Here is a 13,675-nt window from a genome sequence, read left to right as displayed (position 1 = left end):
ATCGCTGATTTTAAATAGATAGAACGGTTTTCCGCTAGAAAGTTGAGGTAGGACTGTTCGAGGAGGAAATCTTTTTATGTTATTAGGTTCACATGTAAGTATGAGTGGGAAAAAAATGCTTTTAGGTGCAGCAGAAGAGGCTGCTAGTTATGGGGCTTCCACTTTCATGATCTACACTGGCGCTCCCCAGAATACAAGACGTAAAGCTATCGAAGAAATGAATATTGAAGCTGGAAAGCAATATATGGAGGAACATGGATTATCTGATATTGTCGTTCATGCGCCATATATCATTAATTTAGGGAATACGATCAAGCCAGAGATGTTTCCTTTTGCCGTGCAGTTTTTAAGAGAAGAAATCGTACGAGCGGAAGCCCTAGGTGCGAAACAGATTACTTTGCATTCTGGTGCCCATGTTGGTGCAGGGGCAGAAGCAGGGATCAAGAAAATCATTGAAGGTCTAAATGAAGTATTAACAAAAGAACAGACTGCGCAAATTGCTTTAGAAACGATGGCGGGGAAAGGAACAGAAGTAGGTCGTACATTTGAAGAATTAGCACAGATCATTGATGGAGTCGTATTGAATGAAAAATTGTCTGTTACGTTTGACACTTGTCATACCAATGATGCTGGGTATGATGTCCGCAATGACTTTTCTGGTGTGATGACCGAGTTTGATAAAGTGATCGGCTTGGATCGATTGAAAGTTTTACACATCAATGATTCAAAAAATCCGCAAGGTGCTCATAAAGATCGACATGCCAATATTGGTTTTGGTACGATTGGTTTTGAAACATTGAATGAAATTGTCCATGAACCAAGATTTGCTGCTATTCCTAAGATTTTAGAAACGCCATATGTTGGAAAAGAAAAGAAAACGGCATATGCGCCATATGGAAAAGAAATCACGATGTTCAAGACGCAAGTATTCGATCCAGAAGCATTTCCAGAATTGTTGCTTGAAGAAAGCAAATAAAAGAAATGGTCGGCATGACTAGTGAGATAGTATAGTACTTCTCTCGTTGGCTCATTGTCCTAATCTACCATCCTGATTTGTAAAAAAATACGCCGTCAATCCTAAAATTTGAACTTCAAATTTTTAGTGATCGAGGGCGTATTTTTTTGGATAGTAAAGTGAATCAATATCTTGGGTGTGTGTTCCTGAAATGACTAGCTCATGCCACTCCTTTGTGATTGATTTTTAATCAAGTTCTTCTGTTATCTGCTGTAATCGCTGTTGATATTTTTTATTTCCTTTATATAAGTCAACGACCGTCCAACATAATAACGCTAAGACAACGAAAATGAGAACGTAGGCAATCTGATCTGCTAGGGCTAATTCACTGGCAGAGGCTTGATCTCCAAAGAAACTTTCAATTTGCCCAGGCAAGCCGCGGAGGTTCAAATACGTCAGGCTGAGAACGGAGAACCAACCGAGTATCTTGACAAGCAAGTTGTTTTTGAATTGTTTGCCCATCTCTGCTTCGCTATTCGTCATCATCAATAATGGAATCATTGAAAATGGTAAGGCAAAGGCTAAGAATACTTGTGACTCATTCATAAGATTATTTAAAGCAATGTGTTCTTCGATTGGGCCTTTCGTACTTGTATACAGTACACAGATCAAGACCGGAATGACCGATAACAAACGTGTGACTAGACGTCGCAACCAGATTGGCATACGCATGTGGATGAAGCCTTCCATGATTACTTGCCCAGTCAAGGTACCTGTGATCGTTGAGTTTTGTCCAGAAGCAAGAAGAGCAACTGCAAAGAGTGTGGATAATATTCCTGATTTTGCTACAGTAATCAATACGCCATTACTCATTGCTGAAGGATCAGACAATGCTTCATATAGTCCGAAGAATGATGGATCTTGAACAGAACCATTTTTAAAAACGGCAACACCCATGATCAACAATAGTGCGTTGACTAAAAAGGCCATCGATAATTGGATATTTGAATCCCAAGTCGAAAAACGAACTGCTCTAGCAATATCGGAAGAGTCTTCTCGGTCGATTTCTCGTGTTTGAGAAACTGCAGAATGCAAGTATAGATTGTGAGGCATCACTGTAGCTCCGATGATTCCTAACGCCCCGGTCAATGGTGTTTCACCACCAATAACTGGCGAATCTGCAAATGTCTTTCCATTAGGAACAAAACCCGCAAATAAATTTTTCCAGTCTGGATTAGATAGTGCCACTTGGTAAACAAAGACAAATAAAATGACAAAGATCAAACAAACGACGATTGCTTCGATTTTACGAAAACCGATCTTAGTTAACATCAACAAAATGAAGACATCCAAGACGGTGATAAAAACGGCAATCACTAAGGGAATATTGAATAGGAGATAAAGTGCAATTGCTGCACCGATTACTTCAGCAATATCTGTTGCCATGATCGCTAATTCAGTCAGGATCCATAAGACGATACCAAGCGATTTGCTTGTTCGTGCTCTGATAGCTTGTGCAAGGTCCATTTGACTGACAATCCCTAATTTAGCAGCCATGTATTGGAGCAACATGGCGATCAAACTAGACATCAAAATAACTGACATCAGTAAATATTGAAAGTTTTGCCCCCCTGTGATGGAAGTCGACCAGTTTCCTGGGTCCATATATCCTACAGCGACTAACGCGCCAGGACCAGAATAAGCAAGTAAAGTTTTGAAAAAGCTCTTATTTTTAGGAACTTTCACAGTACCATTGATTTCAGATAAAGAAAGTCCATTGGTATGTTCGATTAATTTATGCTTTTGTGATTGTTTATCCAAGAAAAAACCACCTTTCCTTTTTTCTTATCGAGTTTATTCTACACCTGTCCCCAAGAAAATGAAAGGAAAAAATTCGGTACACCTAAAAAAAGTTTATAGTTCCCCATTTTGGCTTAGAAAACCATAAATTCGGCTAAAAAGAATTTTTTTAAATGTTTCTAAAGAAAACGCCTTTCTTTTTTGGACAATCTTTAGTAAAATAAATCACTGAGAGCAATTCGGAAACAGAAAGGAGAGATTTACATGGTATCAACAGGAATAGTCGTACTTATTGCAATTATTGCTTTATTAATCGGCGCAATCGGTGGATTCTTTTTTGCGCGTAAATATATGAAAGATTACTTAGAAAAAAATCCTCCCGTCAATGAGGAAATGTTACGATCAATGATGATGTCAATGGGGCAAAAACCATCTGAAAAGAAAATTCGTCAGATGATGCAACAAATGAAAAACCAAGGGAAAAAATAGGTTTTTTCAACTGGCATTTTAGCGGGCTGATTGATTTCAGTCTGCTTTTTTTTTATTTTTCTAGTAATTTTTTCTATTTGGGATGATGCAGTAAGCAAACGACTAATTGATGAAAGACTCGCTCTTCAAAAAGTAGAAGAAAAAGATAAGATGGTTCCGTATGAAGGAGGAAAAGGATGTCAATTTTTAGGAAATTAGGTTGGTTTTTTAAACAAGAAAAGAAGCACTATTTAATCGGTATTTTTTCATTATTTGCCGTCGCTCTAGTTCAGTTAGTACCTCCTAAAGTGATTGGGATCATCATTGATGAGATTGTGGATAAGAATATCTCGATGAAAATCATTTTCACATGGATTGCCGTATTGGTTGTAGCGGCTTTTCTGCAATATCTCTTTCGTTTTATCTGGCGTACCAATATTTGGGGAAGTGCTGCCAGATTAGAAAAAGAATTACGCCAACGCTTATTTGTCCATTTCACTGCAATGGATAGCTTATTTTATCAAAAATACCGTACGGGTGATCTGATGGCCCATGCGACGAATGATTTAAATGCGATTCAGAATGTTGCCGGTGCTGGTATTTTAACGTTTGCAGATTCTGTGATTACGGGAGGCACAACGATCATTGCGATGGTATTTTTTATTGATTGGCGTCTGACTTTGATCGCGCTGATTCCGTTGCCATTATTAGCTATGACTTCAAGGATTTTAGGTTCAAAATTACATGATGCTTTTCGTGAATCACAAGAAGCTTTCTCGAGCATCAATGATAAAACACAGGAAAGTATCACTGGGATCAAAGTAATCAAAACATTTGGGCAAGATAAAGAAGATCTTGCGGATTTTGAAGAAAAAATCGAAAATGCCATTGCAAAAAATAAACGTGTCAACTTCTTAGATGCTCTATTTGATCCATTCATCACTTTGATCATTGGTTTATCTTATGTGGCAACCATTATTTTGGGTGGAAAATATGTATTAGAAGGTACGATTACCATTGGACAAATGGTTTCATTTATCAGTTATATCGGTATGTTGGTTTGGCCGATGTTTGCGATTGGCCGTTTATTCAATGTTCTTGAAAGAGGAAATGCCTCATACGATCGTGTTAGCGAATTGTTGCGTGAAAAAACACATATCGTTGAACAATTAGGTGCAATTCAAACGCCAGCAAAGGGTGAACTCAATGTAGAGATCAAAGAGTTTCATTATCCTAAGGAAGAAGTACCTGCACTTGAACAAATCAAATTTGCAATCAAAGAAGGTGATACTCTAGGAATTGTCGGCAAAACAGGTGCTGGCAAGACGACGATCATCAAATTATTGATGCGTGAATATGATAGCTATAAAGGGCAAATCAAGTTTGGTGGCCGTTCGATTAAAGAATATTCTTTAGATGCACTTTTGCGATCGATCGGTTATGTTCCCCAAGATCATTTCTTGTTCTCCATGACGATCCGCGACAATATTCGTTTTTCTGATCCGCAATTGTCAGCTGAAAAGGTAGAAGAAGCAGCTTCCTCTGCTTTTATCAATCAAGAAATCAAAGCTCTGCCTAAAGGATATGATACCTTGGTCGGCGAACGTGGAGTATCACTATCTGGTGGACAAAAGCAACGTATATCGATTGCACGTGCACTGATCCAAAGTCCCGAATTATTGATTCTTGATGATGCATTATCGGCGGTCGATGCGAAAACAGAAGAAGCGATTTTGCATAATCTAAAAGAAGAACGAAAAAACAAAACAACGATCATTGCTGCCCATCGTTTGAGCAGTGTTATGCATGCAAATGAGATCGTCGTCATCGACAAGGGAAGAATCGTTGAGCGTGGTACGCATCAGGAATTACTTGCCCTGGGCGGATGGTACGAGCAAATGTGGGAGAAACAGCAGTTAGAAGCAAAAATCGAAGGGGGTGAAGAGGATGGAAGATAAGTATCAATCAGAGTGGACCAAGTCGATTCCTCTGAAGGAACAAAAGACGATCATCAAGCGATTGATGCATTTTGCCAAACCATTTAAGTCGTCATTTATCGTGGCAATCTTATTTGCGTTAGCTTTGTCTGTCGTCAATACTTTGTTACCTCGTATCATCCAGACTTTCATGGATGAACATTTAGCGAAACAATCTGCAACAACTCAAGTGATCCTATTTTTTGCTGGGTTGTATTTATTCGGAGTGATCATCAAGAGTATCATTTGGTTCTTTCAGTGGTATCTGTACTCAATGGCTTCGCTGAAAACATACCAGTATATTCGGGTAAAATTATTTGAAAAGCTCCACACATTGGGCATGAGGTACTTTGACCAAACACCTGCAGGGTCAACTGTTTCAAGGGTAACAAATGATACAGAGACGCTTTTTGAATTCTGGTATGTCTTTTTGATGGTATTGACAGGCATATTTGCAGTCATTTCCTCTTTTCTTGCGATGTTCCAGATCAACAGTAAGATTGCTTTATGGATGTTGATTTTCTTACCTATTTTAGGGGTAGTGATTTGGTATTATCAAAAGTTTAGTTCACGGATCTATCGCAATATGCGTGAAAAATTGAGTCAATTGAATACCAAATTGAATGAATCGATTTCTGGGATGCGGATCATTCAACAATTCCGCCAAGAAAAACGGTTAGCAAAAGAGTTTGAGGAAGTCAATAATGACTATTTAGCTACTCGTTATGCAATGATCAAAACAAATTCGATCCTTTTAAGCCCGGTCATCAGTTTCTTGTATGCGTTAGCGATTGCGTTAGCATTAACGTTATTCGGGATTGATGCATTGAAATCACCAGTTGAAGTCGGCTTGATTTATGCGTTCACAACGTATGTCCAAGGATTCTTTAATCCTATGTCGCAAATGATGGACTTTTTAAGTGTATTTACCGATGGGATGGTTGCTGGAAGTCGGATATTGAAAATCATGGATACAGAAGAATACACGCCACAACAAGCGCCCGATGCAGCAAGAACGATTACCGATGGAAAAATTGAATTTAAAAATGTTAGTTTTTCTTATGATGGAAAAAATAATGTCTTAAATAATATTTCTTTTGTCGCAAATCCTGGAGAGACGGTTGCTTTAGTTGGTCATACAGGAAGTGGCAAGAGCTCGATCATCAATGTATTGATGCGGTTTTATGAATTTTACGAAGGACAGATCTTGATCGATGATCATGATATCCGTGAATATCCGATCGAAGAACTGCGTAAAAAAATGGGCTTGGTATTACAGGATGCCTTTCTATTCTATGGGGACATTGCTGGCAATATTCGAATGATGGACCCAACTATTACGGATGAGCAAATACGCGAAGCAGCTGAATTCGTTCAAGCAGATCGATTCATCAATGAACTACCTAAAGGCTATCATGCAAAAGTAATTGAACGGGGCGCAAGTTATTCCAGCGGACAACGGCAATTGATCACTTTTGCTAGAACCATCGTTACCGATCCTAAAATTTTAGTGTTAGATGAAGCAACTGCGAATATTGATACGGAAACAGAAGGATTGATCCAAGAGGGCTTGGCAAAGATGCGCCAAGGAAGAACCACTATTGCTATTGCCCACCGTCTATCAACGATTCGGGATGCTGAGTTGATTCTTGTGCTTGATAAGGGGAATATCGTTGAACGAGGGACCCACTCAGAATTACTTGCACAAGAAGGTCTGTATGCAGATATGTACAAATTGCAGAGCGAATAACTCACGAGAGACTACAACAGAAGTATTTTAACTCTGAGAAAGAAGAAGTGATTTTTCAAAAATCATTTTTCTTTCTTTTTTGATACTTGTGAATATTCATGGCCTCATGTTTTTTCATCGACCTAGCGAATGTGCCAAAATCGAAAAAAGTATGTTTATATTTTTCTTTTGAAAAAAATTTTTGCAAAAAAAATTATTACTTTTGTTATTGATGTATAATCAAATAAATACAGAGAATGAGACAAAAGTAAGAAATACTTTTGTCTCATTCTTTAAAAACGAATAAACGGTGGGAGCAGAAGCAACTCCTTCTGTCCCAACCTCATTGCTTTTCTATGACTATCTAAGTCTGCAACAATCATCGCGCAGGACGGGAGGAAAAGCTATACGAGTGGAGAAAATGTCTTAGGTTGTAGCTATGTCTTGAGTTTCTTAAAGGATTGAAGGAAAATGACAAAAAAAATAGTGAAGGTATTTTTATGTTTTCTTTTTAGTTTGTTAACTATCGGTATTGCTTTTTCAACGATCAATAACCAAAATCTGAATAAAACAATAGATATTTTCAATCATACGAGTAGTTATTCACCATTACGTATACCGAAAATTTTTGTTCAGGAATCAGAATACCGTCAACTCCTTTCTTTGTTTGAGGATATTTCTTTAAAGACGAATATCCCATATATGAAGAAAGTGACAAATGAATCGCATGAGATAAATGAAAGTTTCAACTTTAAAATCAGCCCCAAGCTTGAAATTATTTTCTATTATCAAAATCAAAAAGAACCATCAAACTTCAAGTTGCCATTCTCAAATACCAATTTTCGTATCGAAAATATACAGCAATCAATCCGGAAAAAGGACTTCGAAGGAGAATTTTTTATACTGACCTCTGATAAAGAAGAGTATGAAGGGTACATAAAAGAATTTAGCAAAAAGTATAACGAAATCTTTCAATCCATTCATGGAATAGAGCGTTTTGATGATTTTAACAATGAACGGAACTATTCTCCAATAGGAAATACTGATCTGTATCAGTCTTCTTTTTATATTCAAGTTGGCCTACTCTTCTTTATCGCTGTATTAGGTTCCTATTACTTGATAGCAATCAGAGAAATTGGTCTATTATCTAATTATGGTTTTTCTGTCAAACATATCGTGCATATGCTGCTTGGTAACAAGATGCTCCTATTTTTGTTAGGTGTAGTAGTATGTGAGTTGGTTATGATGTGGATTATATTACGGGAACAATTTATACTGTTCACTTTTTTACTTACAGTATTAATAGTAAGTTCATACTTTGCTTCGCTTGTTTTTGTTTATCTGATTATCAAGTTACCTACAATGAAAAAAAGACTCAATTATCTTCAATTTGTAACATTCGGTATCAGTCTAGTCTTTTCTTTTATTCTCAGTACAACGACTATGGATTTGGCAGAGATTATTTTAGCTGCAACAAATTTGTTACCTAAGTATGAAGTACCTAACGAAATTGCTTCTGAAAATTATGAGGTATTCTACCCAATGACAATTGGAAAAAATCATGTAGAATTCATCTATTCAGATCAACTTCAAAAGCATGTAGACGATTCTTTGTACGAAGCTTTAAATGAACAAGGAAGTATACTTGTAAATTTATCTGATTATCGTATAAAGGAAAATGAAGTTTTTGGTAGGGGAATCAAGATTAATCCTAATTATCTCAAAAAATTTCAGCTTCTCGATGAAAGAAGAGAGCGAATTTATATTGATGAACAAGAGCAGAGAACGATTCTCTTGATTCCTAAACATTATATTATAAAGAAAAGAAAGCAGGAAATGTCTTAGACAAAGTGCTCAGTTATTATGAGGAACTTTATAATCGAGACATAAAAGTCTATTTTATTGAGGAGGATCAGTCGATATATACGTTCACTTTACATGATCGGTGGATTAAGGATTATCCCTTTATAGAAGTTTTAACAGTCATGAATAGTACCTTTTGGGAAAGGAACATCATTGATGGGGACAGTGCACCACCTTTGAAGGTAAAAACGAATCAAAAAAATAGAGAGAAAATTTTAAACTTAGTTGAAGCAAATCAGCTGAGTGACAATTTACAGCTATTGCATCCATATACTAGAGCAGAAGAAATCGTAGTGAAGATGACAAGCAGGTCCTTGGGGCAGGTAGTGGGTATTTTCCTTGTAACCGCTAGTTCGTTTTTTTCTTTGAATTTCTTCGTATTAAGTATTTTATTCATTTATAACAAAAGAACAATTGCATTACTAAGATTATGTGGATACTCCATGTTTTCTACCTATCGAACATTGCTTATACTAACCTTCTTTAAATGGATTTTAACAACTATCGCGATGTTTGTCTTTTGGGAGAGTGATTTAAGGATCGTTATAAATATGTTCATGCTTCTAATAATCGATTTAGGTACGACTATTGTCTTTTTGCTCTATATCGAAAAGAAAAGTAACTTAGTTATACTTTCAGGATGGTGATGGGATGACAGAAATTTTTTCTATAAAAAATTGTACAAAGATAGTCAATAAACAGCGACTTTTCCATTTGGATGATTTTTCCGCAAACACAGGAGAATTGATTACTATTTTGGGCAAGAGTGGCGCCGGAAAAAGTACATTGTTAAATATATTAGGTTTAAACCAGGAATTTACTTCTGGAGAATTTCATATATTTGGAAAGTCCGTAAATAGGCTGACGAACAAAGAAAAGATGGAGATTAAAAGAAAGGAAATCTCTTTTTTGTTTCAAGATTTTGGTTTGATCGAGTATGAAACAATTGACTTTAACCTAGATATTGGATTGAGATTTAAAAAAATGTCTATGAAAGAAAGAAAAATATCAAAGATAGAAATCTTGAAGAAAGTTGGGTTAGAGAAGAGGTTGAAAACACCTGTATATTTACTATCTGGAGGAGAAAAACAGCGAATTGCTTTGGCTAGGACATTTTTGAAGAACGGAAGGATCGTTCTGGCAGATGAGCCCACAGGTTCGTTAGATGATTCGAACAAGAAAATCATTTTCAGTATTCTGCAAGAGTTAGTTGCTGAGGAACGTTTAGTTATAGTAGTAACGCATGATACCGAGTTAGCAACCTTGGGAACAAAGTGTATGATGCTTTGATTTTAAAGAGAGAAGGGAAGATTAAAATGAAAATAGTAATGCAGATCGTTGTCGTCGTTGCAGCAACTATAGGATGTTTGGCTGTATCTGAAAATAGTGCCGCAAATAAAGTAGGTGAATTGGATTATTCTTCCACAGAACCAGGCCACATTCATTTTGATCCCGCAGGTAATATCATTGATTCATCTCTACCAAAAACGGTTCACTCACGCGCTACAATTAATCATAGTTCTGGAAGATGGGTCTATTATTCGGAAAAATCAGGGAATAAAAAAATAGGTAATTCGAATCACTACAGCCATATGTACAATCGTCATGGTGCAAAAGTAGGAAGTGTAGTGAAGTCAGCAAATGCTACGAATAAAAAGTGGGCTTATGCGAAAGCGACTGGTGGAAAAAACGATACTTTTTCTTGCTGGTATAATCCTACTGGATGGTACTAAGTATTTGAGTTAACTAGTTGCATGCGTTATTACATAAAAAGATATCGCTTCTTTGTCTAATATTTTTCGCCCTAGAATTGATGTCAAATCGTTTCAGGTAGTTATTTGGTTTTCGGTGAAATTTTATAGCACGTACAAAAGAAAGCGTTGACATTTATTTCTGCTTTCGCTAAGATAGAGAAAACAAAATAACTTGGATAGTGATTGCATCACGCAAGCTAAACCTAATGAGTCACCTTGTATCTTGAGGGGAGACTTTTTAGGTTTTTCTTTTTGCTCTGAACCAGTATTGAGTACGTCTCATAGAAAGGAGAAGCCATGCGGATCGAGAAAATATTGAATAACAATGTCGTGATCACAAGAAATGAGTTGAATCAGGAAATGATCGTGATGGGGAAGGGATTAGCGTATAAGAAAAAGACGGGGGACAAAATTGCAGAAAAATGTATTGATAAGAAATTTCAGCTGGCAGACGATCGGGTAGCGAGATATTTCCAAAAATTAGTACAAGAAATCCCGTTGAAGTATATCGAATGGTCGTATGAAATCATCGAAGACACGAAAAAAATGTTGCGCGTACCATTAAATGAATCGATTTATATTTCTTTGACGGACCATCTTTACACAGCGATCAAACGGAAACGAAAAGGGATCGAACTCCCGAATGTTTTGCTTTATGACATCAAGCAATTATTTCCAAAAGAGTTTCAAATCGGCAAACGGATGATCGAAAAAATGTTGGATGATCATGGGATAGAGTTATCTGAAAATGAAGCCGGTTTTATTGCCTTGCATTTGGTCAATGCTCAGACAGATCGCAATCAATTGGAGAATATGTATCTTTTTACAAAAACACTTCAAGATATTTTGAACATTGTTCGTTACTATTATCAAATGACGTTCGATGAAGAATCAGTTGCATTTTTTCGATTTGTTACACATTTACGCTTTTTTCTGACACGCATCATGAACACGTCTAAGCCTGTGGATAGCGAAGTGGAAGAAGAGTTACAGAAAGTGATCCAACGAAAATACCCAGTTGTGCTTCAATGCGTGAAAAAAATTGCATTTTTTTTAGATGAGAGTTTGGATTATCAAGTTTCTCAAGATGAAATCGTGTATTTAACGATTCATGTCGCGCGATTGAGGCATGAGTATCGTTTGAAAAATTAAGAAAGGAGAAGGCAAGACAAATATAAAAAGGATGGTGACATTTAGTTGGCTAAACCTTCAAATCAATGGAGGGAAAGAAATGGGAAAATATCAAATATTAGCAGAAGAAATCGTTCAAGCAATTGGCGGAAAAGAAAATATCCATGGTTTGACGCATTGCATTACGCGGTTACGCTTTAAATTGAAAGATGAAAATAAAGCACTAGATGAAAAGCTGAAAAAGATGTCTGGTGTAGTGACAGTCATGAAAAGCGGGGGACAGTACCAAGTGGTGATAGGGAACCATGTCCCAGATGTGTACAGCGAAGTAGTGACCGTGGCAGGTATAGGAGAAGAGGGCAGTGAGCTAACGCAAGAGGGAAATCTATTTAATCGCTTGATCGATATTTTAAGTGGCTGTTTTCAACCGTTTCTTGGAGCGATGGCTGCGGCAGGGATGGTGAAAGGGTTAAATGCCTTGTTTCTATTTTTAGGGTTTTATGCAGATAATTCTGGGACTTACACGATGCTGAATGGAATCGGTGATGCCATTTTCTACTTTATGCCGGTAATCTTGGGGTATACAGCTGCCAAGAAATTCCACTTGAACCCAATGGTAGGGATCGTGATTGGTGCAGCGCTTTGTTACCCGACTGTTCAAGGTCCCGCTTTGCAAAGTGGATTTGAAGCAGCTACACATGGAGTAGGAGCACCGTATCATTTACTAGGATTGCCCGCTTATGAAACTTTTTTGGGGATTCCCTGGGTAGGAGCTAGTTACACGAGTAGTGTGGTACCAGTAATTTTTATCATTGCATTTGCCGGACAGATACAAAAAATCGCTAAAAAATTGATCCCAGTTGTTGTCCAAACCTTTGTTGTTCCTTTTTCGGTTCTGCTGATTGCTTTACCGATCGGATTTTTAGTCATTGGACCGATCGTTAGCTTATTGACGGAACTACTAAGTACTAGCTTTCAGTCTTTGATGGCTTTTTCTCCTGCTGTGTATGGTGCGGTTCTTGGTTTCTTTTGGCAAGTTTTGGTTATTTTCGGCTTGCATTGGAGTGTCATCCCTCTTGCAATCATGCAGATGGCACAAAATGGATCTAGTCAAATATTGACGGCAGTTTTCGGTGCTAGTTTTGCACAAACAGCAGTAGTGCTTGCGATGTATTTCAAGTTTAAGGATAAAAAGATGAAGGCACTGTGTATGCCAGCAGTCATATCCGGTATTTTTGGTGTAACTGAACCAGCAATCTATGGGATTACACTTCCGAATAAAAAGCCATTTATTTTTTCAATGATCGGTGGCAGTATCTCAGGGATTTATCTGATGGTTTCAGGGGCAACTGGGTATACGATGGGCGGATTAGGTATCTTCGGCGTAGTAAACTATCTAACGGGAACGGATGCAAGTGGGATGTATCACGCATTTATCGGTATAGTGATCGCTTCTGTCATTGGCTTTTTCCTCACATTCTTTTTATGGAGAGATCAAACACTAGAAACAACGAGTACTATTGAGGATAAAAGAAAAGAAATTGTGCTGACACCGATTGAAGGGCGCGTCACCCCGTTAGACCAAGCAATTGATCAAGCATTTGCTAAGGGAGTAATAGGAAAAGGTAGTTTGATTTATCCAGATAAAGGGGAAGTTTTAGCACCGTTTGATGGAACAGTCTTGACTTTATTTCCAACAAAACATGCGATTGGATTAGTGTCAGAGACAGGCCTCGAATTATTGATCCACGTGGGTGTAGATACCGTTCAATTGGAAGGAAAATATTTCCAATCATTTGTTGCACAAGGTGACAAAGTGACGAAAGGCCAAGTACTTCTCAAATTTGATAAGGAAGGTATTGAAAAAGCAGGGTATAGCATCGAGACACCAGTGATCATAACCAATGCAACGGATTATGAATCAATAGCTGAAAAAACAGGGATCACCGTCAATAATGGCGATGAGCTGCTTACTGCTGTGACGAGTCTATAAGTGGAA

Annotated in this window: 11 protein-coding genes; 10 read left to right on the top strand and 1 reads right to left on the bottom strand. The window is 37.4% G+C overall.

The window, feature by feature from the left end:
* Positions 1 to 76 precede the first annotated feature (76 nt).
* On the top strand, positions 77 to 976 hold the full coding sequence (locus IGI47_RS10640) for a deoxyribonuclease IV (RefSeq protein ID WP_438784189.1): 900 nt from the start codon (positions 77 to 79) through the stop codon (positions 974 to 976).
* 225 nt (positions 977 to 1,201) lie between these two features.
* Here IGI47_RS10640 and IGI47_RS10635 read toward each other — a convergent pair whose 3' ends face one another.
* Positions 1,202 to 2,776, bottom strand: coding sequence for an Nramp family divalent metal transporter (locus IGI47_RS10635; protein ID WP_438784187.1), 1,575 nt, complete (start codon positions 2,774 to 2,776; stop codon positions 1,202 to 1,204).
* Positions 2,777 to 3,019: 243 nt separating this feature from the next.
* On the opposite strand from IGI47_RS10635, the gene IGI47_RS10630 reads away from it, so the two are divergent.
* The 9 genes from IGI47_RS10630 (at position 3,020) to IGI47_RS10590 (ending at position 13,669) form a co-directional block, all read left to right on the top strand.
* Positions 3,020 to 3,244: a YneF family protein gene (locus IGI47_RS10630; RefSeq protein ID WP_005880376.1), complete on the top strand. Its 225-nt coding sequence runs from the start codon at positions 3,020 to 3,022 to the stop codon at positions 3,242 to 3,244.
* Positions 3,245 to 3,420: 176 nt separating this feature from the next.
* On the top strand, positions 3,421 to 5,181 hold the full coding sequence (locus tag IGI47_RS10625; RefSeq protein ID WP_438784186.1) for an ABC transporter ATP-binding protein: 1,761 nt from the start codon (positions 3,421 to 3,423) through the stop codon (positions 5,179 to 5,181).
* Positions 5,171 to 6,949: an ABC transporter ATP-binding protein gene (locus IGI47_RS10620; protein WP_438784185.1), complete on the top strand. Its 1,779-nt coding sequence runs from the start codon at positions 5,171 to 5,173 to the stop codon at positions 6,947 to 6,949. Before IGI47_RS10625 ends, IGI47_RS10620 begins: the two co-directional genes overlap by 11 nt.
* Before the next feature lie 450 nt (positions 6,950 to 7,399).
* Positions 7,400 to 8,773 (top strand): hypothetical protein, encoded by a 1,374-nt coding sequence (locus IGI47_RS10615; RefSeq protein ID WP_438784184.1) that lies wholly within the window; start codon positions 7,400 to 7,402, stop codon positions 8,771 to 8,773.
* Positions 8,774 to 8,913: 140 nt separating this feature from the next.
* Positions 8,914 to 9,438 carry a DUF1430 domain-containing protein gene (locus tag IGI47_RS10610; RefSeq protein ID WP_438784182.1) on the top strand — a complete coding sequence of 175 codons (525 nt, stop codon included), beginning with the start codon at positions 8,914 to 8,916 and terminating at the stop codon, positions 9,436 to 9,438.
* A 4-nt stretch (positions 9,439 to 9,442) separates the two neighbouring features.
* A complete protein-coding gene (locus tag IGI47_RS10605) occupies positions 9,443 to 10,081 on the top strand; it encodes an ATP-binding cassette domain-containing protein (protein ID WP_142957807.1) in 639 nt (212 codons plus the stop codon).
* Between the two features lie 26 nt (positions 10,082 to 10,107).
* The gene (locus IGI47_RS10600) at positions 10,108 to 10,524 is read left to right on the top strand and encodes a hypothetical protein (protein ID WP_311929420.1); all 417 of its coding nucleotides are present in this window, start codon (positions 10,108 to 10,110) and stop codon (positions 10,522 to 10,524) included.
* A gap of 318 nt (positions 10,525 to 10,842) precedes the next feature.
* Complete coding sequence (gene licT, locus IGI47_RS10595; protein ID WP_438784181.1) at positions 10,843 to 11,697, top strand: BglG family transcription antiterminator LicT; 855 nt, start codon at positions 10,843 to 10,845, stop codon at positions 11,695 to 11,697.
* Positions 11,698 to 11,776: 79 nt separating this feature from the next.
* Positions 11,777 to 13,669, top strand: coding sequence for a beta-glucoside-specific PTS transporter subunit IIABC (locus IGI47_RS10590; RefSeq protein ID WP_438784179.1), 1,893 nt, complete (start codon positions 11,777 to 11,779; stop codon positions 13,667 to 13,669).
* Positions 13,670 to 13,675: the final 6 nt, after the last annotated feature.

The sequence above is a fragment of the Enterococcus sp. AZ191 genome, from assembly GCF_051713845.1.
GTDB lineage: Bacteria > Bacillota > Bacilli > Lactobacillales > Enterococcaceae > Enterococcus_B > Enterococcus_B durans.
The sequence above is the reverse complement of the archived record's forward strand: the minus strand, read 5'-3'. Positions and strand labels throughout refer to the sequence as shown.